We start from the raw sequence: 26,305 nt of genomic DNA, 5'->3' as shown, positions 1-26,305 counted from the left end.
GGCCCATGGACACGAACTGGGCCGCTTTCACCGCCGCCGAACCGGACCTCGCGAAGACGGTGGAGGAGCGCTTCGGCACGCACACGCACCATGTTCTGGCGACCCTGCGCAAGGACGGCTCGCCGCGCACCAGCGGCCTGGAGGTGCGCTTTCTGAACGGCGAGCTGTGGCTCGGCATGATGCCGGACTCGCTCAAGGCGCTCGATCTGCGCCGTGACCCGCGCTTCGCGCTCCAGGCGAACCCGGGCGCGGGCACCGGCATGGGCGGCGGTGACGTACGGATCGCCGGCCGGGCGGTCGAGATCGCCGACGACGACGCGGAGACCCGCCGGTACACCGAAGAGGTGGAACCGCCGGAGCCGTTCCACCTCTTCCGCACCGAGCTGACGGAGGTCGTACGGACCTACGTCGAGGACGAGAGGTATCTGGTCGTCCAGGTCTGGAAGCCCGGAGAGCCGGTGCGCACCCTCAAACGGACCTGACCCGTAAGGGTCACTCCCACTCGATGGTCCCCGGCGGCTTGGAGGTGACGTCGAGGACTACGCGGTTGACGTCCCGTACCTCGTTGGTGATCCGGGTGGAGATCTTCGCGAGGACGTCGTACGGCAACCGCGACCAGTCGGCGGTCATGGCGTCCTCGCTGGAGACGGGGCGCAGCACGATCGGGTGGCCGTAGGTGCGGCCGTCGCCCTGGACGCCCACCGACCGCACGTCGGCGAGCAGGACGACCGGGCACTGCCAGATGTCGCGGTCCAGGCCGGCCGCGGTCAGTTCCTCGCGGGCGATGGCGTCGGCCTCACGGAGCAGGTCGAGCCGCTCCTTGGTGACCTCGCCGACGATGCGGATGCCGAGGCCGGGGCCGGGGAACGGCTGGCGCTGGACGATCTCGTCCGGCAGGCCGAGCTCCTGGCCGACCATGCGGACCTCGTCCTTGAACAGCTGGCGCAGCGGCTCGATCAGCTGGAACTCGAGGTCCTCGGGCAGTCCGCCCACGTTGTGGTGGGACTTGATGTTGGCGGTGCCGGTGCCGCCGCCGGACTCGACGACGTCCGGGTAGAGCGTGCCCTGGACCAGGAACTCCACGGCGGGGCCCGCGTCGGCGATGATCTCGGCCTGGGCCTGCTCGAAGACCCGGATGAACTCGCGGCCGATGATCTTCCGCTTCTGTTCGGGGTCGGAGACGCCCTTCAGCGCGTTCAGGAACCGCTCTTCCGCGTCCACGACCTTCAGCTGAACGCCGGTCGCGGCCACGAAGTCCTTCTCGACCTGCTCGGTCTCACCCTTGCGCATCAGACCGTGGTCGACGTACACGCAGGTCAGCTGGGAGCCGATGGCCTTCTGGACGAGGGCGGCGGCGACGGCGGAGTCCACACCGCCGGACAGACCGCAGATCGCCCGCTTGTCGCCGACCAGCTCGCGGATCGCGGCGACCTGCTCCTCGATCACGTTGCCGGTGGTCCAGCTCGGGGTGAGGCCCGCGCCCCGGTACAGGAAGTGCTCCAGCACCTGCTGTCCGTGCGTGGAGTGCATCACCTCGGGGTGGTACTGGACGCCGTAGAGCTTCTTGTCGTCGTTCTCGAACGCGGCGACCGGGACGACGTCCGTCGACGCGGTGACGGTGAAGCCCTCGGGGGCGGCGGAGCAGGCGTCGCCGTGCGACATCCAGACGGCCTGCTCGTCCGGGGTGCCCTCGAAGAGGGTGGAGGAGTTCCTGGAGACGTGCAGATCCGTACGGCCGTACTCACGGGCGCCGGTGTTGTCCACCTGGCCGCCCAGGCTCTGCGCCATGAGCTGGAAGCCGTAGCACATGCCGAAGACGGGGACGCCGGCCTCGAAGAGCGCGCGGTCGAGGCGGGGGGCGCCCTCCTCGTACACGGACGAGGGTCCGCCGGACAGGATGATCGCCGCGGGGTTCTTGGCGAGGATCTCCTCGACCGGCATGGTGCTCGGCACGATCTCGCTGTAGACCCGCGCCTCGCGGACGCGACGGGCGATGAGCTGGGCGTACTGCGCGCCGAAGTCGACGACCAGGACGGTGTCGGGCGCGTTGGCAGCGGGAGACGCTGATGACACGAGGTGCCTTCCGGCGGTGGGGCGGGGGCTTGTGCCTCCCGAGTCTACCGAGGTGGGAGAAGGGCCCGTCCCGACCACCGGGTGCGGGGCCGTCTCAGCATGCGACCCGGGTTGGACGGGCGCGGCCGGTTGGGCATACTGGGGCCATGCTCACGCACCCGACCTTCCTCTTTACCTATGGCAACCGGCCCGCTGGCTGCCATGGTCGTGCTGCTTGAGCAACTGACAAGCGACTTCCCAGGCGCCCCGGGCCGACAAGGTCCGGGGCGTCTGGCGTTTCCCTCCGGGTCTTGCCGCTCCGGGGCTCCGAGACCGACGCATCACCACACGAGGAGCCCCGAGATGACCACCACCCCGACCGAGAAGACCGGCGCGCGTACCAGCGAGGCCGCTGAGCTGATCAGCGGTGCGCGTGAACGGATCGATGCGCTCGATGATCGGATCATCGGGCTGATGCAGGAGCGGATGGCGGTGTCGGCCGTCATCCAGAAGGAACGGATCGCCTCCGGCGGGCGGCGTGTGAACCTCTCTCGTGAGATGGAGGTTCTTGCCCATTACCGGGATGCGCTGGGCAAGCCGGGTACGGCGCTTGCGATGACCCTGCTGGAGCTGTGCCGGGGCCGGATCTGAACCTGCGGTTCGCGGTACGCGCTGGGCGGTGCCGGCGTGGGGGCGGGCCGGGGGGTGTTCGCGCGGCCCGGCGCTTGCGGGGTGCCGTCGCGCCCACCCGTGCCGCCCTGCGGCACGATCGCCCGCGGAGAGCGGCCTCACCCGTGCCGCCCTGCGGCACGATCGCCCGCGGAGAACGGCCTCACCCGTGCCGGTCGGGCGCACCTGGCTCGCCTGTGTGCGTCGTGAACGGCCGGTCCCGGGGACGCCCGGGGCCGGCCGGCGGTACGCCTCAGGTGCGGGTCACGACCCCGCAGTCCGCCGCGCCGTCGAGGCTCCGGCTGCGGTCGTACGGGTCTCGCTTCGGGCCGGACGGCTCGGAACTCCTGTGCCGGTCGGCGAAGAACTGCGGGCGGATGACGCCGTCGCCGTCCCGGCAGTCGTCGTTGGATATCTCGCCGTTGACATCGGTGATCCAGATGTGACCCTCTGCGGCCCGGAACCTGGCCGGGTCCACGGCCTCCACCTCGACCGTGCGGCGGACGACGGCTCTGCTCACCTCGTCGTCACCGCCCCCGGCACGGGCCATCGGGTACACGAAGGTGTAGTCGGCCTTGATCACGGCCCGCCCGGCGGTCCCCTGCACGGGCTCGACCGTCATACGGCCCCGCACCCGCACCTCGCCCGCGAGTTCGACCTCCGCGGGATCGAAGCGGGTGAACGTCCACACCGGGTCGTTCTTCTCCGTGGGCTCGCGCAGGGCGTCGCGCAGATCGGCGAGGTACTCCTTCTCCGCCGGGTCCACGAGATCCAGCGCCTTCACCGGCCGCTCGCCCTTCAGGACGGCGGGATCGAGGTTGGCGGCGACCAGGAACTCCTTCGTGCCGTTCAGCGCGGCCCGGATCCGGTCGGCGGGGACCCCGCCCACGGGCTTCGCCTCGGGCGGCCGGATGGCGTCCGCTCCGGCCTCCCACCGGGCGGCGGGGGATCCGGCGTACGGCTTCGCTCGGGTGGGGGTGCCTGCGGGGGCGTCGGAAGGCGCGGCACCGGGCCGGCCGGTCTCGGGGGCGAGCGGAGTGGCGTCGGCCGCCGGTGCCTCGTCCTCGCCGAGGCTTCCGGGCAGCCAGGACAGCGCGGCGGATGGATTGACGACGACCACGGCCAGCGCCACGGCCACCACGATCCCGGCCACGCTCCAGATCCGGCGCCGCCGCGAGACGGGGCGCTCCAGGACCCGCAGGGGCGGGCTCGCACGCCAGCCGTCGGGCTGGGCGGGCGGCGCCGTCCTCCGCTTCCCGCCCGTACGGCGCCTGCCGCCCGCGGCCGCCCTCGCCTGCGCCTCGTCCATCGCCCGCAGCCGCTCGGTCACCATGCGCGCCCGCGCCGACGGTTCCTTGGGCGCGGAGGCGCGGATGTCGCGCTCACTGTCCTCGACGAACTTCTCCCAGACGTCGTCGGGGAGAGAGGAGGACTCCGGTCTGTGCTCTTCGGACGGCTGCTCGGCCACGAGCTCGCGGACTTTCTCTCGATGGCGGTCGTAGGCGGCGAGCGTACGCCGTCGACGATCATGGCTCACATGTGATCCAGCTCACACGAGAAACCGCTGATCGTCAGGACAACCATCCACCCGCCTGGTTGATCACACTCACTGACATCCTCGCGGACCACATGGACCACATGGACTGGGGAGAGGGACCTGAGCTCGGAGGGGGGCACAGGTCCTTCTTCCTTGTCCGGCCTTTCTCGCCCAGGGGACTCAGTTCCGCTTCGGCGGCACCGCGGGGATCCCCAGGAACGGCAGTTTCAGGGCGCCGAAGGCCTCCGCAGGGACCGTCGGGGAGTTCGGTTCGACCGGCTCCAGGCGGCGGTAGGGCTCGCCCTGCCGGGGGCGTGGGTCGGTCTCGCCCCTGTTGGGCCAGTACGACATCGCCCGCTCCGCCTGTGCCGTGATGGTCAGGGAGGGGTTGACGCCCAGGTTCGCCGAGACCGCCGCCCCGTCCACGACCGAGATGCCGGGGTGGCCGTAGAGGCGGTGGTACGGGTCGATCACGCCGGTCTCGCGGGAGGCGCCGATCGGGCAGCCGCCCAGGAAGTGGGCGGTCAGCGGCATCCCCGTCAGCTCGCCGACGTTGGAGCCGGCGAAGCCGTTGATCTCGGCCGCCAGCGCCGACGCGCCGTCCGTGGCCGCCTTGATCTGCTTGGGGTTGGGGGCGCCGTGTCCCTGCCGCGCGGTGAGCAGGCCCCGGCCCGCCCCGGACGGCTTGAGGTACGTCGTCAGGGAGTTGTCCAGCGACTGCATCACCAGGCCGATGATGGTCCGCTCCGACCAGCGCCGGTTGGACAGCGAACGGAGCAGCAGCCAGGGGTGCCGGGCGGCGTTGCCCAGCCAGCCGAGGACCCGGGCCGTGCCCGAGCCGCCGCCCGCGTACGGCACCTGGAGGATGGACAGCCCGCCCATCGAGTTGGAGCCGCGGCCGTAGCGGACCGGCTCGATATGGGTGTTCGCGTCGGGGTGGACCGACGACGTGATGGCCACACCGCGGGTGAAGTCGGCCTTCGGCGCGCCCGTGGCCTTGCGGTAGCGGCGGTCGTCGGTCTGCGCGCCGACGAGGGCCTCGGAGTTGGTACGGGTCAGCTCGCCCAGCTTCGCGGAGAGGTACGGCAGTTGCCCGCCCGCCCTCATCCGGTGCAGCAGGGTCTGGGTGCCGTAGGTGCCGGCGGCCAGGACCACCCGGCGGGCCCGGAAGGTACGGCCTTCGCCCTTGCGGCGGTCGTCGGTCGGGAGCGTGGCGACGGCGAACCCGCCCCGCGAGTCCTCCGTGACCGAGACGGCCGTCGTCATCGGGTGCACCACCGCGCCCGCCTTCTCGGCGAGGTGGAGGTAGTTCTCGTTGAGGGTGTTCTTCGCGCCGTGCCGGCAGCCGGTCATGCACTCGCCGCACTCGGTACAGGCGCGGCGCGACGGACCCGCCCCGCCGAAGTACGGGTCCGGCACCTCGTGTCCCGGCTCCGCCTTCGCCGTACCGTCGGCGTCCTCGCCGTCGCCGAAGAAGACGCCGACCGGCGCCATGTGGAAGCTGTCGCCCACGCCCATCCGCTCGGCCGCCGCCTTCAGATGCACGTCGGACGGGGTCGTCGTGGGGTTGAGCCGTACGCCGAGCATGCGCTTGGCCTGGTCGTAGTACGGGGCCAGTTCGTCCTGCCAGTCGGTGATGTGCCCCCACTGGGGGTCGTCGAAGAACGGCTTGGGCGGTATGTAGAGCGTATTGGCGTAGTTCAGGGAGCCGCCTCCGACGCCCGCGCCCGCCAGCACCATGACATTGCCGAGCAGGTGGATGCGCTGGATGCCGTACATGCCGAGTCTCGGCGCCCAGAGGTAGTTCCTCAGGTCCCAGGAGTTCTTCGGCAGGGTCTGCCGGGTCCAGCGGCGGCCGGCCTCCAGGACGCCTACGGTGTAGCCCTTCTCCGTCAGGCGGAGGGCGGCCACGGAGCCGCCGAAGCCGGAGCCTACGACGAGGACGTCGTAGTCGTAAGCGTCCTTGGGCACGGGTGTCTCCTCGTTGAGTGTCGCGTGCGGGTCGTGTGACGGGGCGCGCTCACGCGGCGGAGCCGCGTATCGGTACAGCCCCGCGCCCCCTTGGGGCATCTCACCTGAACCGGAATGCCTTCATCACCCTCAGGCTGCGGCTCATGAACGCCGCGTACTTCTCGTCGTCCATCCCCAGCGAAGGGGCCATCGGTAGCAGCCGCTGCTGGGCGACCGTCTGGGCCTCGGTGTACTTGAGGATGCCCTCGGAGCCGTGCCGGCGGCCGAGGCCGGAGTCCTTCATGCCGCCCATCGGCGACTGGACGCTGCCGTACGCGGGCGCGTACCCCTCGTTGATGTTCACCGTGCCGGTGCGCAGCCGGGCGGCGATCTCGCGGCCGCGCCGCGCGTCGCTCGTCCAGACGGAGGAGTTCAGGCCGTACGGCGTGGAGTTGGCGCGCTCGACCGCCTCGTCGGCGGAGGAGAAGCGGTAGATGGAGACGACCGGGCCGAAGGTCTCCTCGGTGCAGACGCTCATGGGAGTGCCGACGCCGTCGAGGATGGTCGGCTCGTAGAAGTAGGGGCCGATGTCCGGGCGGGCCGTGCCGCCCGCGAGGACCTTGGCGCCCTTGGCGACGGCGTCGTCCACGTGCCGGGTGACGGCGTCGAGCTGGCGCTGCCCGACCAGGGAGCCCATGTCGGCGCCGTAGGCGAGGGAGGTGCCGAGGCGGAGCGCCTTGGTGCGGGCGGCGAACCGCTCCAGGAAGGCGTCGGCGACGGACTCGTGGACGTACAGCCGCTCGATGGAGATGCACAGCTGGCCGGCGGAGGAGAAGCAGGCGCGGACGGCGCCCGCGGCGGCCTTGTCCAGGTCGGCGTCCTCGAGGACCAGCATGGCGTTCTTGCCGCCGAGTTCGAGGGAGACGCCGACCAGGCGGGCGGCGGCGCCCTGGGCGACCTCGCGGCCGGTGCGGGTGGAGCCGGTGAAGGAGACGTAGTCGGCGTGTCTGACGACCTCGGGGCCGACGACGGGGCCCTCGCCGAGGACGACCTGGAAGACGTCGGCGGGCAGTCCGGCCTCGATCAGCAGGTCACGGGCCCACAGGGCGGTGAGGCAGGTCTCCGTGTCGGGCTTCATCACGACCGCGTTGCCCGCGACGAACGCCGGGAGGGCGTCGCCGACGGAGAGTTCGAGGGGGTAGTTCCAGGGGGCGATCTGGCCGACCACACCGCGCGGGTGGCGCAGTTCGGTGACCTTCGTCAGGGCCGGGATGGCGCCCGCGTGCCGCTTGGGGCGGAGGTAGGCGGCGGCGCGGCGGCCGTAGTGGCGGGCGGCGACGGCGACGGCGAGCACCTCCTCGTGGGCGTGCAGGCGGGCCTTGCCGGTCTCCAGCTGGATGAGGTCGAGCACCTCGGCCTGGCGGGCCAGCACCAGATCGTGGAAGCGGAGCAGCACGGCGGCGCGCTGCCGTACCGGGGTCGCCGCCCAGACCGCCTGGGCGGCGCGGGCGGCACCGAAGGCCTTCGCCACGTCCTCGGGCGTCGATTCGGGCAGGTCGGCGAGGGTCTCGCCGGTGAACGGCGAATGGCTCGCGGTCCGTCCGGAGCCGGCCACGCCCTTGGTGAGCTGGGCGACCAGCTCCGGCGTGACCACGTCGGAGGCGGTGCGGGCGCCCTCCGGCGCCGGGGCGAGGGGATTGGTACCGGTCGTTTCCCTGGTCTGCACGTCCGTCATGAGCCGCAGGGTATGCCCGGCGGAACACTTTGTGTACCCGTCGGTAACGGATTCACCGTCCGCTCACACATCGCCAGTGAACGCTGGCAACAAAGGCCCTGATCAGGGTGTTGACGGACGATGCCCGCCTCAGAGCTTGCCGATGTCCCACGAGTCGATGATCGTCCGGGCGATCTCGCGGCCGTCCTCGGTGAAGTAGCCCTTGCCGGGGTAGTTGATCCACAGCCGGTACATGTCACCGTCCTTGTTGCGGTAGTACAGGGCCCGCACCTCGCGCACCACCGGCGGATTGGTGGTCGTCGTGAAGACGACGGTGTTCGAAGCGGCCTCGTGGTCCTTGTACGTGGTCTCGCGCGGCTTGCCCTTCGGGGCCGGGGTCGCGGCGACGCCGGCGCTGTAGTCGCCGTCCCTGAGCTCCTCCCAGTGGGCGAACGCCTGCTCGGAGGCCGAGCCCGGGATCTCACCGGTCTTGTCCTCGGCCTTGAGGTCACGGTCCACCTCGACCCGCACCAGGCCGCTCGGATCGCTGAAGGTGGCGAAGGTCCCGTCCGCGTCCTCGGGCAGTTCCTCCTCCACGAAGCCCGCCGGCACCGCGAGGGAGGAACCCACCCGGTCCCCGAGGTCGTGCCGCTTCCAGCCGTCCGGCAGCGGTCCCGCGAACGGGTCGACGATCACCAGCCAGGCGGCCACCGACCCCGCGACGACCGCCGCGACGAGCGCCAGCAGCGTCTTGCGGCCGATCCGTACGCCCTTGCCGCCGTCGGCGACCCGGACGACCTGGGTGGGCACGGGGGCGGGCGGGTTCGCGGCCGTCTCCAGTGCGGCGCGGACCTGGGCGGCGTTCGGACGGCGCGCCGGGTCCTTCTGCAGCAGGCCGGTGATGACGTCGGCCAGCGGCCCCTGCGCGGCGGCGGGCGCCGCCGGGGTGGCGTTGAGGACCGACTGGAGGGTGGCGGGTGTATTGCTGCGGCGGAACGGGGACACGCCCTCCGTCGCCGCGTACAGCACCACGCCGAGCGACCACAGGTCGGAGGCGGGGCCGGGGCGCTGGCCCAGCACCCGTTCCGGGGCGATGTACTCGGGCGAACCGACGAAGCCGCCGGTGTCGGTCAGATTGGTCTCGCCCTCGATCTGGGCGATGCCGAAGTCGGTGAGGACGACCCGGTCGTACCGGCCCAGCAGCACGTTGTCCGGCTTGACGTCCCGGTGCAGGATGCCCGCCGCGTGCGCGGCCTCCAGCGCGCCGAGCACCTCCAGGCCGACCCTGGCGGCCTCGCGCGCGGGGAGGGTGCCCTCGTCCTGCAGCACGGCGCCCAGCGAGCGGCCCTGGACCAGCTCCATCACGATCCACGGCCGGCCGTCCACCACGGCGACGTCGTGGACGTCGACCACCGCGGGATGGTCGAGCCGGGCGGCGGCGCGGGCCTCGCGGCGCATCCGTTCGAAGGCGTTGGAGCGTTCACGTTCGGGAAGGTGGTCCGGGACGCGGGGTTCCTTGACGGCGACCTCACGGTCCACGGTCTCGTCCTTGGCCCGCCACACCGTGCCCATGCCGCCGTGTCCGAGCTTGGAGAGCAGCCGGTAGCGGCCCGCGATCAGCCGGCCGGTGCCCGGTTCGTCCGGCGTCCGCGGCTGTGCCGGCGCCGGAACCACCGCGGTCGGCGCCGCGTACGGGTTGTCGGGGTGCGGCACCGACGCGGGCGGGTTCGGGTTCGGTGGTTGCAGGCCGAAACTGGTCGGCTCGTCGGCCCCGTGGCGGGCTCCCCCGTTGCTGCTCATGGTCCATCCATATCGCGCCAAGCCCTCACGTATCCACTTCGAGCACCGACCGGTCACAGACCCGTGACTCGCGCCGGAACTTATCTCCCGTTTACGGGGCTTTGCGTCCCGGTGGCCGAGTCCGTGGGCGAGGGGCTCGGGGACCCGGTGGGGCTCGCGGGTGTCCCGGGCGCGGTGCTCGCCGGCGTGCCGCCTCCGTCGCCGCCCCGGTCCTGGGTGAGCAGCGCGGCCGCCGACACGCCCGCGCCGGCCATGGCGGCGACCGCCAGCGCGGCGACGAGGGTGCCTTTCGCGGGCTGCCGCCGTACGGGACGCTCCCGTGGTTCCTCCCGCCCCGCCGGGGTTCGCCCATGGGGTTGCGGGGGCAGCGGTCCGGGCGGCGCGGACTCCGGCGTCCGGCCCGTCTCGCGAAACGCCCGCAGCATCCGTTCGGCCCGGTCCGCGTCGAGGCGGCGGTCGGGGTCGCGCTCCAGCAGGCCGCGTACGACCGGCAGGATCGGCTCCGCCTGGGCGGGCGGGCGGATCTCGTCGACGACGACGGCGTGCAGGACCCCGCCGAGGGAGTCCCGCCGGAACGGCGACTCGCCACTGAGCGCCGTGCACAGCAGCGCGCCCAGCGACCACAGGTCGGACTCGGGTCCCGTCCTGGCGCCGGACATACGCTCGGGGGCGGTGTACTCGGGCGAGCCGACGAAGGTGCCGGTCTCGGTGAGCGTGGTGGAGCCCGACACGCGGGCGATGCCGAAGTCGGTGAGGACGACCCGGCCGGTGCCGTTCTCCAGCAGGACGTTGGCGGGCTTGAGGTCGCGGTGCAGCACACCGGCCGTATGGGCGGCGCGCAGCGCCGCGAGCAGGTCGACGCCGATCCGGGCGGCCTCCGCCGCGCCGACCGGGCCCTGTTCGGCGATCCGGTCGGCGAGGGACGGCCCGTCGATCAGCTCCAGGACGATGTACGGGCGGTCGTCGTCCTCGACGACGTCGTGGACGACGATGATGTGCGGGTGGCTCAGCTGGGCCAGCGCACGCGCCTCCCGCAGGGTGCGGTCCCGCTGCCGCCGGGCGTCCGCCGCGGACAGCGTCTCGTCGAGGGGCAGTTCCTTGACGGCGACACCCCGCCCGAGCAGCTGATCGGTGGCCCGCCAGACGACGCCCATACCGCCGCGCCCGAGCCTCGCCTCCAGCCGGTAACGACCCGCGATGACACGTCCGTTGGTCCTCGCGGTCGCGTTCTCGGCGTCCCCGTCGGTCCCCATGGGCCCATCATGCCCCACCGGATGCGCCCCCTCCGGTACGGCGATTCGGCCAAGCGGTGACGCCTGAGCCGGCCCCGGAGGTCAGGGCTCGCGCCAGCCCTTGAGGACTGTCTCGAACTGTGCGCCGGTCGTGGCCCAGTCCTCGGCCGGCCCCGACATGTAGATCGCGTACTCGATCCCGTCCCGCGAGATGTACATCTGGTCGACCGCCTGACGCGGCCCCGGGAACTCGGTGTCCTTGGCCAGCGCGGTCCAGCTGTACTCCAGCCGGGCGCTGTCACGGTCCCGGTAGACGCGACGGTCCAGGCCCACCCGCTGGTAGGCGACCAGACGCTCCCCGATCTGCTGGTCCAGCGAACTCAGGTGCTCGTACGGGTCGTCGAAGTCGGGCGCCTCGTCCATGGCGATCCGGATGAAGTGCTTGCCGCCGTCGGGCGTGTAGTCGACCTGCCGGGTCGCCTCGTCGAAGACCTCGCGCTCCCACTCCTCGCCGGGCAGCACGATGCTGAAGCCGTAGGGGTCGGTGCGGCGCACCCAGCCCTCGGGAAGGTTCCCCGGCGATTCGGTCTCGCCGGTCTCCAGGGGGCCGGGTGTCGGGGTCGGGCTCGGCGACGGGCCGGCCGTGGTGTCTCCGCCGCGGTCGTCCTGCTGCTGGAGCATCACGGCGGTCCCCCCGCCGATGAGCGCGGCCAGCACGACGACCAGGGCGATCACCCGCCCGCGCACCCGCCTGCGGGGCGTGGCGGGCGGCCCGTACGGCTGCTGCGCCGTCGTGGGACCGCCCTGCGGATACCGCGGTGCCGCCTCGGGCCTGGTGTCGTACGGCAGGGCGGCGGGGGCGTCGACGGCCTGCGTCGGCACATATCCCTGCGCGGCCTGTGGCCTGCGTCCCTCGGCCGCCTCGGCGAGCAGCTGCTCGGCCTGGTCCGCGTCGGGGCGGGTGGCCGGATCCTTGCGCAGGAGTGCGGTGATGACGGGCCCGAGGGGGCCGGCGTGGCGTGGTTCCTCGGCCTCCTCCTCGACGACCGCCTGCATGGTGGTCAGGGGCGAGGTGCGGCGGAACGGGGATCTTCCCTCCACCGCCGTGTACAGCGTCGCGCCGAGCGCCCACAGGTCGGAGGACGGGCCCGGGTCGTGGCCGCGGACCCGTTCGGGGGCGAGGTAGTCGACCGAGCCCACGACCTCGCCGGTGCGGGTGATGGCCGTGTCGCCGTCTATCTGCGCGATGCCGAAGTCGGTGAGCAGCACGCGGCCGTCCTGGCCGAGGAGGACGTTGCCGGGCTTGACGTCGCGGTGCAGCACTCCGGCCAAGTGGGCGGCGCGCAGGGCGCGCAGCACCCACAGGCCGATGCGCGCGGCCTCGCGCGGTTCGACGCGTTCCCGCTCCTTCACCGCGTCGGCCAGTGAGTGGCCCTCGACCAGCTCCATCACGATCCACGGCCGGCCGTCGTGCTCCAGCACGTCGTGCACGGTGACGACGGCGGAGTGGTTGATCCGTGCGGCGGCCCGTGCCTCCGCGCGGGTGCGCGCCAGCAGCGTGGCCTGTTCGCTGTCGGAGACGTAGAGTGCCGCCGTCAGTTCCTTGATCGCGACGGTCCGGTGCAGCACCTCGTCATGGGCGCGCCACACCCGGCCCATGCCACCGCTCCCGATGGATTCGCCGAGTCGGTAGCGGCCCGCGACGAGCGAGCCCTGCATCTGATTCACGTTGCCCCGCAATGGTCTTGACAGGGTCAGCGTAAGTACGCCGCCCCGTCCTGGGAACCGACGACGTGTCATGGAGACCGCACTGTGACAGTTGTCGCTCAATGAGGCGCGAGGCAACCAAAACGCCTGCGCATGCGTGGGGCCGGAGGTTCAGCCGGTGTACCGGTAAGTAGCCGCGGCCTGCTCGTAGAGGCGGGTCACCTCGTCCCGTTCGGATTCCGGTCCGCGTACCTGGATCACGTGGAAGCGGCCGTCGATGAGCGCCGCGAGGTTGCGGACGTACAGCTCGCCGCCGTTGCCCGTCCAGGTGAACTGGCCCTCGGCCATGGTGCGTCCGCCGACCTCGATGGTCTTCAGACCGGTGGAGGTGGCCCAGCTGGAGTCGCGGTAGGGCTGGAGCTCGCGTTCGTCGTCGCGCTGGTAGGCCATGGGGTCGCTGCCGTAGCTCTGCGCGCTGTCCCGGCCGGGGACGACGATCAGCTCGAAGCCGCCCTTGGCGTAGACGACCTGGCCGCTGCCGTTCTTCGGGGTGCGCTGCCAGCCCTCGGCGACGGCGATCCGGAAGCCCTCGGGGTCCTTGGCCAGGGTGAAGCCGTCGGCGACGTCGGGGCCGTTGGTCTGTGTCTCGGTGGATGCCTCGGTGTCCTCCGGTTTCGGGGACTCCTTCTCCGTGTCCGGTGCGGTGCTCGGGTTCGGTGCGGGACTCGCCTGACCGGCGGCTCCGGTGCGGTCGGCGGAATCCGGCGCACCCTCGCCGGACTTGGGCAGGAAGAGCATGGCGTACGCGATCGCCGCCGCCATGGCGAGCAGGACCAGCAGAAGCAGGGTGCGGCCGAGGCGGCGCGGGGAGCCCGCGTCCTGTCTGGCCCGCTTGTGCCGCCCGTGGTGTGCGGGGAGCCCGGCGCGGCGCCTGCGCACCAGCTCGCCCCGGCGCCGTATGACGGGCAGCTTGCGGGCGTCGACGGGCGGCGCCGTGATGACGTTCAGCCCGGCCTCGGGCTCGGGCGCCGAGCGCACCAGGGAACGCAGCCAGCCGCGCAGTTCCTCGAAGTCGAGGCGCTCGGTGGGGTCCTGGCGCAGCAGCGACTCCACGACCGGCCGCAGCGGTCCGCACTCCTCGGCGAAGGCGGGCGGTTCGGCGCACACCAGCTGTACCAGCTCGGCCGTCGACTCCTCCGGGTAGGGCGCGTGCCCCTGGACGGCCCGGAACAGCAGGGAGCCCAGGGCCCAGAGGTCGGTGGCGGGGCCGATCGGGGCGGCCAGCTGCCAGTTCTCGTGCACGGGCCCGGCCTGCTCGGGCGCCCACCGCTCGGTCACGGGTCCGACGACGGCCATACGGGCCTGCCGTGCCCGTTCGGCGGCCAGTGCCGTGCCCGGGCCCCGGCGGGCGGGGGTGTGGGCCACGAGGTCGTCCCAGCCGGCGGGCGGGGTGGCGGCCGCCGCCGGTTCCAGGGCCGCGGGCGCCTCGGGGGTGCCGCCCACGCCGTAGGGGTCGGCTATCCGGCCGGGCGGGATCGCGGCGGGCCGCTCGTCGCCGGTCCGGGTGACCCGCGCGGTGCCGTCCTTGGCGGCGGGCAGGGCCGTACGGCCGTTCTGCTGGGCCTCCTGCACGCGGGCGGCGGCGCGGGCGCCGGCCCGGTACGCGGCGATCGCTCCCGCGCGGGCGGCCCGTACGTCGCCCGCACTGTCGAGGGCCCTGGGCGCCGCGGCGGGGGTGAGGCCGGCCGGGGCGCCCTCCGCCGTACCGCCGGAGAGCCGTCCGGTCCGTGCCTCGATGGCGGCGCGGCGGGCCGCGTCGGGGGTGGGATCCGGGTCGGCGGCGAAACCGGGCGGCCAGGAGGGGCCGCGCCCGGGGTCCGGCACACCCGCCGGCACCGGCGCTGCCGGGCCCGGTGCGGGCACGACGCCCTGTCCGGGCTCGTCGTCGGGCGGTGGCACGGGGTCGTACCCGCACAGGGCTTCCTCCGCCGCGCCGACCGCGAGGCCGGTGAGCATCACCCGGCCGTCGTCGCAGATCAGCACCGTGCGCGCGGTGATGTTGCGGTGCACCCAGCCGTGCGAGTGCAGCACCCGCAGCGCGGTGAGCACGTCGGACGCGATCTCCGCCGCCCGGTACGGTGACAGCGGCTGCTCGGCGAGCATCGCGGCCAGTGGGCGCGCGGCGACGACTTCGCTGACTATCCACAGCGAACCGCCCTCCGCGAACACGTCGAAGACCTGGTCCAGGCGGGGATGGTCGGGGATGGCGGCGGCCGCCTGAGCGGCCTCGACCGCACGCCGTACGACCGGGTCGGCGGGCCGCCGGGTACCGCCGCGCGGGGGCCCGTAACCGCTGCGCCGCGCGACGGAGTCACGGGCGGTGAATCCGTCGGGCAGCCCTTCCGCGTCCAGCACCTCGGCCTCGACGACCTCGGGCAACGGGACCTGTCTGACCAGGACCTCCTGCCCGCTGTAGGTGTCGAAGGCACGGGTCTCGGTCAGCTCGTACTCGTCGGAGGGGGGCAGCGGAAGGCGGTAGCGGTCGGCGAGGACCCGTCCGGCATAGTCGTCCACGATGCCTCCCCCGGCACTACGGTCGGTCAGTTCCGTTCGGCCGGCGGGCCGTTCCGGCTACGTACGGTCCAAGCTTTCACGATACGTGCCGGAGGCAACCCACAGAGAGGGGATGCCACATCTGCCTCCCCATTCCGCGATCCGCTCATGCTCAGGACTTGGCCCGGAACGTCTCCGTCAGCGTCCGCCAGGTGTCCTTGCGCTGATCACCGTCCCATTCGGCGGCCTTGGCCGTGTACAGCAGCCCGTAGCCGAGCCGGTCGCCGACGACGGTTCCCCGGTCGATGGACCGGTACTTGGTCCCGCTCTCCACGTAGGTGAACTCCCAGTCGGCCGTGTTCCAGCCCCGGTAGTCCACCGACGCGATACGGATCCGCTGGTACTGCGAACGCACCATGGCGCGTTCCTGGTTCGTCCAGTCCGCGACCGGGTCGTCCTTCGGGGTGGTCGTCCAGCCGATGAGCAGCTTCTGCCCGCCCGGCCCGGTGAACCGGTCCCCGGCGGGTCCGGTCGACCGGTACTTCCAGCCCTCGGGCAGGCCGATCGAGTAGCCCTGGTTCCCCTTGTGCGTCTGTGCCGCGGACGTGCCGCCGTCGTCGTCGGACTCGTTCTCCGCCCTGTCGTCGGCCTCGTCACCGGCGGAGTCGTCCGAGTCGTCGGACCGGCCGCCTCCGGCCGCCGGCCCCGTCTCCTTGCCGGCCGGGTCGGTCGCGGTGCCGTCGGTGCGGGTGCCGTCGTTCTCGTCGCCCTTGGTGTCGGCACTCGGGGCGCCGGTGGCGACGGTGCCGTCGCCGGTGCCGCCCGTCGCCTTGTCGCCCTCGTCGTCGCCGAGGGTGAAGGCCAGCACGGTGGCGAGCACGGCGAGTACGACGACCACGGCGATGATGACCAGCGTCCGCTTCGGCACCACATCGGTGAGCGGCGCCCTCGGTACGGGCCTGGCCGGCAGGTCCGGCGGGGTCATGACCGGCCAGCCCGAACTGCGTCCGCTGCCGGTGGGGTTGGCGGGTGTGGAGGTGGTGGGCGCGGTCGCGCCGGAGCGGGCGGCGGGCACCCGTGGCGTGGCCGGTGCGGCGGAAGCGGTCGTACCGCCGGCGGACTTGGCGCGGGCGGCCGCGGCGGCACCGGCGGAGCCGGCCGCCACGGCGGCCTTGCGCACGGAACGCAGCGCGCCCTTCAGCTTGTCCCCGGCCTCTTCGGAGCGTCGGCTTCTGGCGCCCGACGGCCCGTCGGGCTGCGGAGGCAGCGGTACGACCTTCGTCGCGTCCGCCGGTTCCGCGGACTCCTCGGGCGCGTTGAGGATGGCGTTCAGCATGGCGCGGGCGCCGCGGTCGTCGAGTCGCTGGACGGGGTCTTTGTTGAGCAGCCCGTAGATGACGTCCCTGAGCGGTCCCGCGTTCTGCGGCTCCTCGAGGGGTTCGGTCATCACCGCCGTGAGCGTGGCGATCGCGGACCCCTTGTCGTACGGGGGTGTGCCCTCCACCGCCGCGTACAGCAGTCCGCCGAGCGACCACAGGTCGGCCGCGGGTCCCGGCTTGTGCCCGCGGGCCCGCTCGGGGGAGATGTAGGAGGGGGCGCCGACGAGCATGCCGGTGGAGGTGATGGACGGGTCGCCCTCGACCTGGGCGATGCCGAAGTCGGTGAGTACGACCCGGCCGTCCTCGGCGATCAGCACGTTGGACGGCTTCACGTCACGGTGCAGGATGCCCTCACGGTGTGCGGAGCGCAGGACGTCGAGGAGGGCGAGGCCGACCTCCGCCGCGCGCCGGGGCTCCAGCAGGCCGTCCTCGCGGATGGCCTCGGCGAGCGACTTTCCGTCGACGAGTTCCATCACGATCCAGGGCCGGTCGTCCTCCTCGACCACGTCGAAGACGGTCACGGCGCTGTTGTTGCGGATCCGGGCGATCGCCTTGGCCTCGCGCAGGGTCCGGGTGATCAGCCGCCGCTTCTCCTCCTCGTCGATGTTCGTCGGGAAGCGGAGCTCCTTGACGGCGACGGTGCGCCCCAAGGTCTCGTCCTGGGCCCGCCACACGGTGCCCATGCCGCCGCGGCCGAGCACGTCTCCCAGCCGGTACCGCCCGGCGAGGAGACGTGCGCTCTTGTCCTGACGGGATGTCCCCGCCCGCTCCGCCTCCGACATGCGTCCCCTCATGCAACCCGCCCTGACAGAGCCTTCATTGTCCCTCACCCGACAAGTGCTCGACGCCCAGGGTGCCTCTGGCCGCGCACCGGACCCGGCGCACGGGGCACCCCGGACGACGGTCACACGGCCCCGGCCTGCATGATGAGCCTCCGACAGGATCCGACGGGGAGGTTCCGGAATGCCGACGCTTCGGGCTCTGGTGGCCCTTCCCGTGTCCCTCGCGCTGCTCGTCCTGGCCCCCACCGCGTCCTCGGCCCCGCCCGTCCCGCGTACGGACACGCTGCTTCCGCTCCTGGTCACACGGGGCGGCGCCCCGGCGGCGGCCCTGCTGGCCGTGGCAGGGACCGGCTCCCGCTACGCGGAAGCGGGCCCGGGTATCGGACGCGCCGACCACTTCCGCGCCGGCAGCATCACCAAGACGTTCGTCGCGACGGTCGTCCTGCAACTGGCCGACGAGGGCCGCCTGTCACTGTCGGACACCGTGGAGAAGCACCTTCCCGGCCTGATCCGGGGAACCGGCAACGACGGCCGCGCCCTGACCCTGCGCTCCCTGCTCACCCACACCAGCGGCCTCCACGACTTCTCGGCGGACACGGGCGGCACGGTCCCGCTCACCCCGCTCCAGGCCGTACGCGTCGCCCTCGCCCACCCCCCGACCGCCCTGGGCCGCTACGCCTACTCGAACACCGACTACGTCCTGCTCGGCCTGATCACCGAGCAGGTCACGGGCCGCTCCTACGCAGCCGAGGCCAGGTCCCGCATCATCACCCCGCTCCATCTGACGGGCACTTCCTTCCCGGGCTCCCGCACGTCCCTCCCCTCCCCCCACGGTCGCTCCTACGCCCCCGACGGAACCGACGTCACCCGCCTGGACCCCCGCGTGGCCGGCGCGGCGGGCGAACTGGTGACGACGTTGGCCGACCTGAACCGCTTCTACTCGTCCCTGCTGTCCGGCGCGCTCCTCTCCGCGCCCTCCCTGCGCGAGATGCTCGGCACCCGCACGGCCCAGGGCAGGTACGGCATGGGCCTGTATCCCCTGAAGCTCCCCTGCGGCACCACGGTCTGGGGCCACAACGGCCGCATCGCGGGCAACTACGTCCGCACGGCGGCGACGCGGGACGGCCGCCAGGTCCTCACGTTCCGTGTGAACACGGACGCACTGACAGATCCCACCCTGGAACAGGCTCTGCTGACAGCCGAGTTCTGCGCCCGTCAGGGCTCGGGGTTCCCCGGGGGCCAGTCTTAGCCCCTCCGGCGTTTGAGGAGCGGGGTCTGGGGCGGATCCCCAGGTTGGGAAGGGAAAGGGCGGCGGGGGCGAAAAGGCCACCCCCCTCACCGCAGCGGCGAGATGTCCGGCGCTCCCAACCGCGCCGCATCCGCGGTCAAATCATCCGGCTGCCGCTGGGACTCCCGCTCGGCCTCCACCCGCTTCTCATAATGCCGAACCTCCCGCTCCACCCGATCCGCGTCCCACCCCAGCACCGGCGCCATCAACTCCGCCGCCTCCCGCGCACTCCGCGTCCCCCGATCGAACGTCTCGATCGAAATCCGCGTACGCCGCGTCAGCACATCGTCCAGATGCCGCGCCCCCTCGTGCGAAGCCGCGTACGTGATCTCCGCACGCAGATAGTCATCGGCCGCCGCCAACGGCTCTCCCAGCGAAGGGTCCTCGGCGATCAGCGCCAGCACCTCCTCCGCCAACGTCCCGTACCGCTGCAGCAGATGCTCCACCCGCACCGTGTGCAGCCCGGTCCGCGCGGCCGTCCGCGCCCGCGCGTTCCACAGCGCGTGGAACCCCTCGGCTCCCACCAGCGGCGTCTCCTCGGTGACACAGTCGGCGACGCGCGCGTCGAGCCCGTGAACCGCCGCGTCCACCGCGTCCTTGGCCATCACCCGGTACGTCGTGTACTTCCCGCCCGCCACCACCACGAGCCCCGGCGCGGAGTGGGCCACGGTGTGCTCACGCGACAGCTTGCTGGTGGCGTCCGACTCGCCGGCGAGCAGCGGCCGCAGGCCGGCGAACACGCCCTGTACATCGTCCCGCGTGAGCGGCACCGCGAGCACCGAGTTCACATGCTCCAGCAGATAGTCGATGTCCGCGCTGGACGCGGCCGGGTGGGCCTTGTCGAGGTCCCAGTCGGTGTCCGTGGTGCCCACGATCCAGTGCCGGCCCCAGGGGATGACGAACAGCACGGACTTCTCGGTGCGCAGGATGAGCCCGGACGTGGAGTGGATTCGGTCCTTGGGGACGACGAGGTGGATGCCCTTGGAGGCCCGCACGTGGAACTGTCCGCGTTCGCCGACCATCGCCTGGGTGTCGTCGGTCCACACCCCGGTCGCGTTGACGATCTGCTTGGCGCGGACCTCGTACTCGCCGCCGCCCTCGACGTCCTGCACCCGGGCGCCGACCACGCGTTCGCCCTCGCGCAGGAAACCGGTGACCCGCGCGCGGTTGGCGACCTTCGCGCCGTACGCGGCGGCCGTGCGCACCAGGGTCGCCACGAAGCGGGCGTCGTCCATCTGGGCGTCGTAGTACTGCAGGGCGCCGATCAGTGCGTCCTTCCTCAAGCAGGGGGCGACACGCAGCGCGTGACGGCGGGTCAGATGACGGTGCACGGGCAGGCCTCGTCCGTGCCCGCGGGCCATCGCCATGGTGTCGTAGAGCGCGACGCCCGCTCCGGCGTACAGCCGCTCCCAGCCCTTGTGCTGCAGCGGATAGAGGAACGGCACCGGGCGCACGAGATGCGGAGCGAGCCGCTCCAGCAGCAGGCCGCGTTCCTTCAGCGCCTCCCGGACGAGCACGAAGTCCAGCATCTCCAGATAGCGCAGGCCACCGTGGATCAGTTTGCTGGACCGGCTGGACGTGCCCGACGCCCAGTCACGCGCCTCGACCAGGCCCGTGGACAGACCGCGCGTCACGGCGTCGAGCGCCGTACCGGCACCGACCACGCCGCCGCCCACCACCAGCACGTCCAGCTCGTGCTCGGCCATGGACGCGAGTGACTCGGCGCGCTGCGCCGGCCCCAGTGTCGCTGTCCTCACCGCTGCCTCCCGCTCATCGGTCGCATCGGCCGCACCCGTCCGGCGAAGCCCGGTCCCCCACCCTCATGCCCAGATTCTGACCGGCATGCCCGACTTCGGCCACCACGGACCCCCAGCCTGTGGATAACCCTGCGGGACGACTCACCGAAACTCGGCCGACCAATCCCGCATATCGGTCATATTTACTCCTAGTCTGACATTGCGCTCGCCTGTCCAGTCCACAGGGCTTGCGCACCTGTCGCACCCCGGTTAATGGAAGGGACGGCCCACGCCATGCCCGCAGATCTCGCCGTCATCGGACTCGGCCCGTACGGCCTGCCCCTGGCCCAGGCCGCCGTAGCCGCCGGCATCCCCACCATCGGCTACCGGACCGGCCCCGAGGAGGGCTCCCTCAGCGCCGCCGAACAGCGCCGCATGCTCGCCCAGGGCTTCCGTACGACCGCCAACGCCGCCGAGCTCGGCCGGGTGCGCACCGCGGTCATCTGCGCCCCCACCCCGCGCGGCCCGGACGGCGGGCTCGACCTGAGCCAGGTGGAGACGGCCGCCCGCACCCTCGCCGCGCGACTGCGCCCGCACACCACGGTCGTCCTCGAATCCCCCGTGCCCCCGGGGACCACGGAGGGACCGCTGCTGCGGCTGCTCGAGTCGGGATCAGGCCTGCGCGCGGGGCGCGATTTCCACCTCGCCCACTCCCCCAGCCGGGTCGACCCCGGCAACCGCGACCACACCCCCGCCAACACGCCGAAGGTCATCGGCGGCCTCACGCCGGCCTGTACCGAGTCGGCCGCCGCCTTCTACGGCCGGATCACCGACAAGGTCGTCCGCGCGCGCGGCCTGCGCGAGGCCGAGACCGTACAGCTCCTGGAGACCAACTTCCGGCACGTCAACATCGCCCTCGTCAACGAGATGGCGGCCCTCTGCCACGACCTGGGCATCGACCTGTGGGACGTCCTCAGATGCGCGGAGACCAAACCCTTCGGCTTCCACCCCTTCCGCCCCGGCCCCGGAGTCGGCGGCCACGCCGTGACCCAGGACCTGACCGCCCACGCGGGCCGCACCCTGCGCATGGCGGAGCTCGCACAGGAGGTCAACAGCCGGATGCCGCGCTACGTCGTGCAGCGCGCCGCCGCCCTCCTCAACGAGCACGGCAAGTCCGCACGCGGCGCACGCGTGCTGCTCCTCGGCGTGACCTACAAGCCCGACCTCGCCGACCAGCAGGGCTCCCCGGCCCAGGAGATCGCGGTCCGGCTGATGGAGCTGGGCGCCTCCGTCAGCTACCACGACCCCCACGTCCCGGCGTGGAACGTCCTCGACCGACCCGTCCCCCGCGCGGACTCCCTCTACGAGGCCGCGGCCGACGCCGACCTGACGATCCTCCTCCAGCAGCACCGCACCTACGACCTCCAGGGCCTGTCGGTGAAGGCCCAGCTCCTCCTCGACACCCGCGGGGCGACGCCTACGGGGGCGGCGCACCGGTTGTGAGAGGGGGGCGCGCGACGGGGCGGCGTGCCACGGAGGTTGGTGGTGGGCCGGAAGCCGCACGGGTAGGGTTGACAAGAGATGGAGCCCACCGCAGAGGGCACTGCGGCAGGCTCCTGAAAGTGAACGGAGTGTCCACCCCTAGTTCATGCAGGGGTGGCCGCTCACTTCCCGTAACGCCACAAGATGCACCTCCTCCGGAATTTCACCATCCGCAGACGGATCCGGTCCCAGGCGGTGGGCTTGCGGTGACGGCCCATGGCGCGCCCCCTGAACACCACGTGCGCCCCCGGACATGCGAAAGAGGCCGGTCACCCCAGCGGGTGACCGGCCTCTTCGGTGCCGTATCGGAGGCCGTACGGGCTCTACCGGCGGTGCTGTGAGTCCGCCACCGTGACCTCGACGCGCTGGAACTCCTTCAGTTCGCTGTAGCCGGTGGTGGCCATCGCGCGGCGCAGGGCGCCGAAGAGGTTCATCGAGCCGTCGGGGGTGTGGGAGGGACCGGTGAGGATCTCCTCCAGTGTGCCCACGGTGCCGAGGTCGACCTTCTGGCCGCGCGGCAGCTCCTCGTTGACGGCCTCCATGCCCCAGTGGTGGCCCTTGCCCGGACCGTCCGTCGCGCGGGCCAGCGGGGAGCCCATCATCACGGAGTCCGCGCCGCAGGCGATCGCCTTGGCCAGGTCGCCGGACCAGCCGACACCGCCGTCCGCGATCACGTGCACGTACCGGCCGCCGGACTCGTCCATGTAGTCGCGGCGGGCGGCGGCCACGTCGGCGACCGCTGTGGCCATGGGGACCTGGATACCGAGCACATTGCGCGTGGTGTGCGCGGCCCCGCCGCCGAAGCCGACGAGGACGCCCGCCGCACCGGTGCGCATGAGGTGCAGGGCGGCCGTGTAGGTGGCGCAGCCTCCGACGATCACGGGGACGTCCAGCTCGTAGATGAACTGCTTCAGGTTCAGCGGCTCGTGCGCCCCGGAGACGTGCTCCGCCGACACCGTCGTACCGCGGATGACGAAGATGTCCACACCCGCGTCGACGACGGCCTTGGAGAACTGGGCGGTGCGCTGCGGGGAGAGCGCGGCGGCGGTGACCACGCCCGAGTCGCGCACCTCCTTGATGCGCTGCCCGATCAGCTCCTCCTTGATGGGAGCGGCGTAGATCTCCTGGAGACGGCGGGTGGCCGCCTCGGCGGGCATGCCCACGATCTCGTCCAGCAGCGGCTGCGGGTCCTCGTGGCGCGTCCACAGGCCCTCGAGGTTCAGCACGCCGAGGCCGCCGAGCTCGCCGATGCGGATCGCGGTGGCCGGGGAGACGACCGAGTCCATCGGAGCGGCCAGGAACGGCAGCTCGAAACGGTAGGCGTCGATCTGCCAGGCGATCGAGACCTCCTTCGGGTCCCGCGTACGGCGGCTGGGGACGACGGCGATGTCGTCGAAGGCGTACGCCCGGCGGCCGCGCTTGCCGCGCCCGATCTCGATCTCAGTCACGTCTGTGGCCTTTCCCTGATGCGTTGCAGCGCCTTCCAGTATCCCCGACGGACACGCCGAGGGCGGTCCCGGAGGTGTCCGGGACCGCCCTGGAAGGCCCTCTGACTACTTGCGGCTGTAGTTCGGTGCCTCGACCGTCATCTGGATGTCATGCGGGTGGCTCTCCTTGAGACCGGCCGACGTGATGCGGACGAAGCGGCCCTTGGACTCCATCTCCTCGATGGTCGCGGCGCCCACGTAGCCCATCGTCTGGCGCAGACCGCCGACGAGCTGGTGCAGCACGTTGGCCAGCGGGCCGCGGTAGGGCACCTGGCCCTCGATGCCCTCGGGCACGAGCTTGTCGTCGGAGGCGACCTCGGCCTGGAAGTAGCGGTCCTTCGAGTACGACCGGCCCTGGCCCCGGGACTGCATGGCGCCCAGCGAGCCCATGCCGCGGTACGACTTGAACTGCTTGCCGTTGATGAACTGCAGCTCGCCGGGGGACTCCTCGCAGCCCGCGAGGAGGCTGCCCAGCATCACGGTGTCGGCGCCGGCGGCGAGCGCCTTGCCGATGTCGCCGGAGTACTGCAGTCCGCCGTCGCCGATCAGCGGGACGCCCGCCGCGCGGGCCGCGAGGGACGCCTCGTAGATGGCCGTGACCTGCGGAACGCCGATGCCGGCGACGACCCGGGTGGTACAGATCGAACCGGGGCCGACGCCCACCTTGATGCCGTCGACGCCGGCATCGACGAGTGCCTGGGCGCCGTCACGCGTGGCCACGTTGCCGCCGATCACGTCGACACCGACGCTCGACTTGATCTTCGCCATCCAGCTGAGGGCGTTGCTGTTGTGGCCGTGCGAGGTGTCGACGACCAGGAAGTCCACACCGGCCTCGGCAAGCGCCTGGGCCCGCTCCAGGGCCTCGGGGCTGGCGCCCACGGCGGCGCCCACGATCAGACGGCCCTCCGCGTCCTTGGCGGCGTTGGGGTACTGCTCGGCCTTCACGAAGTCCTTGACCGTGATGAGGCCCTTGAGGATGCCCGCGTCGTCGACCAGCGGAAGCTTCTCGATCTTGTGGCGGCGCAGCAGCTCCATCGCCTCGACACCGGAGATGCCGACATGCCCGGTGACCAGCGGCATCGGGGTCATGACCTCGCGCACCTGACGGGAGCGGTCGGTCTCGAAGGCCATGTCACGGTTGGTGACGATGCCGAGCAGCTTCTTGTTGCCGTCGGTGACCGGGACGCCGCTGATGCGGAACTTCGCGCACAGGGCGTCGGCCTCACCGAGCGTGGCCTCCGGATGGATGGTGATGGGGTCGGTCACCATGCCGGACTCGGAGCGCTTCACCAGGTCGACCTGGTTGGCCTGGTCCTCGACGGACAGGTTGCGGTGCAGCACGCCGACGCCGCCCTGACGGGCCATGGCGATGGCCATGCGGGACTCGGTGACCTTGTCCATCGCGGCCGAGAGCAGGGGGATGTTCACCCTGACGTTGCGGGAGATGCGGGACGAGGTGTCGACCGCGTTGGGGAGCACTTCGGATGCGCCCGGCAGCAGCAGCACGTCGTCGTAGGTCAGCCCGAGTGTCGCGAATTTGGCGGGCACTCCGTCGACGTTGGCAGTCATGACACCTTCCCCAAATGGCCTTGATCGGTGCGGATGTCCATGCTAACGGGAAGCGCGGGTGTCTCATTCCACGGTTCGGTACGGCTCCCGGCTTCGTATGTTCGTACGGGAACGGCCGATCATCTGTTCATATGTCGGCGGGAGTTACTGCTCCGCCAGGGCACGCAGCCGGCTCAGCGCGCGGTGCTGGGCGACTCTGACCGCGCCGGGTGACATTCCCAACATCTGTCCGGTCTCCTCCGCGGTGAGACCCACTGCGATCCGCAGCAGGATCAGCTCGCGCTGGTTCTCGGGGAGGCTGGCCAGCAGTTTCTTGGCCCATTCGGCGTCGCTGCTGAGCAGTGCGCGCTCCTCGGGGCCGAGGGAGTCGTCGGGGCGCTCGGGCATTTCGTCGGAGGGCACGGCCGTCGAGCCGGGGTGCCGCATCGCAGCGCGCTGCAGGTCGGCGACCTTGTGGGAGGCGATGGCGAAGATGAACGCCTCGAAGGGCCTGCCGGTGTCCTTGTAGCGGGGCAGCGCGAGGAGCACCGCGACGCAGACCTCCTGAGCGAGGTCCTCGACGAAGTGCCGGGCGTCGCCGGGGAGCCGGGACAGGCGGGTGCGGCAGTAGCGCAGCGCGAGGGGGTGGACGTGGGCGAGCAGATCGTGCGTGGCCTGCTCGTCTCCGTCGACCGCGCGATGGACGAGCGCACCGAACGCCCCTTGGGCAGTGCCCGCCTCGTCGTCGCGCATCGGTCCATGGTGCCTTGCGGACTTCTGGTCCGTGGCACCGTGTCCCTGGTTGTGCACCGAAGCGTTATGAGCGGGTGCGCCGGAAGTCATCCCTTGCGCCCTCCCCTTCCGCTCGACCGACTCGTCCCCGAGGAACTCCACACCTCAAGGATGCGCCATCGGCGCCGAAACAAGGAGCGGGCGTTCGGGGGGCGGTGCCGGTGCGCTGGTGGGTGGGGGTTTTCGCACCCCCTGGTGCGGTGGGTTTCATGCGTCGGGGGCTTGCTGGATGTAGTCGGGGTGTGCGGAACGCGGTGTCTGCGGGCGCACGGCACCGGCGCGGCCCGGCGCTTGCGGGGTGCACCCGCGCGGGGGTGGCCGGGGGAGTCTGCGCAGCCCGGCGCTTGCGGGGTGCCGTCGCGCCCACCCGTGCCGCCCCAGCGGCACGACTGCCCGCGGGAGCGGGGGGTACGGGCACAGCCCGCAGGAACGGTGCGGGCGCAGCCCGCAGGAACGGTGCGGGCGCAGCCCGCAGGAACGGTGCGGGCGCAGCCCGCAGGAACGGTGCGGGCGCAGCCCGCAGGAACGGTGCGGGCG

17 protein-coding genes are annotated in these 26,305 nt (G+C 72.1%); 4 read left to right on the top strand and 13 right to left on the bottom strand.

The features are described 5' to 3' along the window. Positions 1–5 precede the first annotated feature (5 nt). Positions 6–482: a pyridoxamine 5'-phosphate oxidase family protein gene (locus ACGFR9_RS04955; protein WP_393203000.1), complete on the top strand. Its 477-nt coding sequence runs from the start codon at positions 6–8 to the stop codon at positions 480–482. Between the two features lie 10 nt (positions 483–492). On the opposite strand, the gene guaA is transcribed toward ACGFR9_RS04955, so the two are convergent. Continuing rightward, positions 493–2,073, bottom strand: a complete 1,581-nt coding sequence (gene guaA, locus ACGFR9_RS04950) for a glutamine-hydrolyzing GMP synthase (protein ID WP_393202998.1) — start codon at positions 2,071–2,073, stop codon at positions 493–495. Positions 2,074–2,415: 342 nt separating this feature from the next. On the opposite strand from guaA, the gene ACGFR9_RS04945 reads away from it, so the two are divergent. Next, positions 2,416–2,703 (top strand): chorismate mutase, encoded by a 288-nt coding sequence (locus ACGFR9_RS04945; protein WP_393202996.1) that lies wholly within the window; start codon positions 2,416–2,418, stop codon positions 2,701–2,703. 271 nt (positions 2,704–2,974) lie between these two features. Here ACGFR9_RS04945 and ACGFR9_RS04940 read toward each other — a convergent pair whose 3' ends face one another. The 8 genes from ACGFR9_RS04940 to ACGFR9_RS04905 form a co-directional block, all read right to left on the bottom strand. After that, positions 2,975–4,258, bottom strand: a complete 1,284-nt coding sequence (locus ACGFR9_RS04940; RefSeq protein ID WP_393202994.1) for a hypothetical protein — start codon at positions 4,256–4,258, stop codon at positions 2,975–2,977. 180 nt (positions 4,259–4,438) lie between these two features. Continuing rightward, a complete protein-coding gene (locus tag ACGFR9_RS04935; protein ID WP_393202992.1) occupies positions 4,439–6,229 on the bottom strand; it encodes a GMC family oxidoreductase N-terminal domain-containing protein in 1,791 nt (596 codons plus the stop codon). A gap of 100 nt (positions 6,230–6,329) precedes the next feature. Continuing rightward, the gene (locus tag ACGFR9_RS04930) at positions 6,330–7,943 is read right to left on the bottom strand and encodes a succinic semialdehyde dehydrogenase (RefSeq protein ID WP_393202990.1); all 1,614 of its coding nucleotides are present in this window, start codon (positions 7,941–7,943) and stop codon (positions 6,330–6,332) included. Positions 7,944–8,072: 129 nt separating this feature from the next. Then, positions 8,073–9,722, bottom strand: a complete 1,650-nt coding sequence (locus ACGFR9_RS04925; protein WP_393202988.1) for a serine/threonine-protein kinase — start codon at positions 9,720–9,722, stop codon at positions 8,073–8,075. Positions 9,723–9,802: 80 nt separating this feature from the next. Beyond that, positions 9,803–10,975, bottom strand: coding sequence for a serine/threonine-protein kinase (locus ACGFR9_RS04920; protein WP_393202986.1), 1,173 nt, complete (start codon positions 10,973–10,975; stop codon positions 9,803–9,805). A gap of 81 nt (positions 10,976–11,056) precedes the next feature. Beyond that, positions 11,057–12,673 (bottom strand): protein kinase, encoded by a 1,617-nt coding sequence (locus tag ACGFR9_RS04915; RefSeq protein ID WP_393202984.1) that lies wholly within the window; start codon positions 12,671–12,673, stop codon positions 11,057–11,059. Between the two features lie 159 nt (positions 12,674–12,832). Further along, complete coding sequence (locus tag ACGFR9_RS04910) at positions 12,833–15,235, bottom strand: protein kinase (protein ID WP_393202982.1); 2,403 nt, start codon at positions 15,233–15,235, stop codon at positions 12,833–12,835. Between the two features lie 151 nt (positions 15,236–15,386). Continuing rightward, positions 15,387–17,375 carry a protein kinase gene (locus ACGFR9_RS04905; RefSeq protein WP_393203982.1) on the bottom strand — a complete coding sequence of 663 codons (1,989 nt, stop codon included), beginning with the start codon at positions 17,373–17,375 and terminating at the stop codon, positions 15,387–15,389. A 181-nt stretch (positions 17,376–17,556) separates the two neighbouring features. Between ACGFR9_RS04905 and ACGFR9_RS04900 the strand changes: the two genes are divergently transcribed. Further along, positions 17,557–18,624 carry a serine hydrolase domain-containing protein gene (locus ACGFR9_RS04900; RefSeq protein WP_393202980.1) on the top strand — a complete coding sequence of 356 codons (1,068 nt, stop codon included), beginning with the start codon at positions 17,557–17,559 and terminating at the stop codon, positions 18,622–18,624. An 86-nt stretch (positions 18,625–18,710) separates the two neighbouring features. On the opposite strand, the gene ACGFR9_RS04895 is transcribed toward ACGFR9_RS04900, so the two are convergent. Next, positions 18,711–20,420: a glycerol-3-phosphate dehydrogenase/oxidase gene (locus tag ACGFR9_RS04895; protein WP_393202978.1), complete on the bottom strand. Its 1,710-nt coding sequence runs from the start codon at positions 20,418–20,420 to the stop codon at positions 18,711–18,713. A 273-nt stretch (positions 20,421–20,693) separates the two neighbouring features. Here ACGFR9_RS04895 and ACGFR9_RS04890 point away from each other — a divergent pair, with 273 nt between their 5' ends. After that, positions 20,694–21,902: a nucleotide sugar dehydrogenase gene (locus ACGFR9_RS04890; RefSeq protein WP_393202976.1), complete on the top strand. Its 1,209-nt coding sequence runs from the start codon at positions 20,694–20,696 to the stop codon at positions 21,900–21,902. 362 nt (positions 21,903–22,264) lie between these two features. Here the strand turns inward: ACGFR9_RS04890 and ACGFR9_RS04885 are convergent, their stop codons facing one another. From ACGFR9_RS04885 to ACGFR9_RS04875, 3 genes are all read right to left on the bottom strand, one after another. Further along, complete coding sequence (locus ACGFR9_RS04885; protein ID WP_030221193.1) at positions 22,265–23,389, bottom strand: GuaB3 family IMP dehydrogenase-related protein; 1,125 nt, start codon at positions 23,387–23,389, stop codon at positions 22,265–22,267. Between the two features lie 105 nt (positions 23,390–23,494). Next, a complete protein-coding gene (gene guaB / locus ACGFR9_RS04880) occupies positions 23,495–24,997 on the bottom strand; it encodes an IMP dehydrogenase (protein ID WP_393202974.1) in 1,503 nt (500 codons plus the stop codon). Between the two features lie 144 nt (positions 24,998–25,141). Further along, positions 25,142–25,729: a sigma-70 family RNA polymerase sigma factor gene (locus ACGFR9_RS04875; protein WP_030221188.1), complete on the bottom strand. Its 588-nt coding sequence runs from the start codon at positions 25,727–25,729 to the stop codon at positions 25,142–25,144. Positions 25,730–26,305: the final 576 nt, after the last annotated feature.

The sequence above is a fragment of the Streptomyces sp. NPDC048584 genome (genome assembly GCF_043199595.1).
Lineage (GTDB): Bacteria > Actinomycetota > Actinomycetes > Streptomycetales > Streptomycetaceae > Streptomyces > Streptomyces edwardsiae.
Note: the sequence above shows the minus strand (reverse complement) of the source record. Positions and strands in the feature narration are given on the sequence as shown.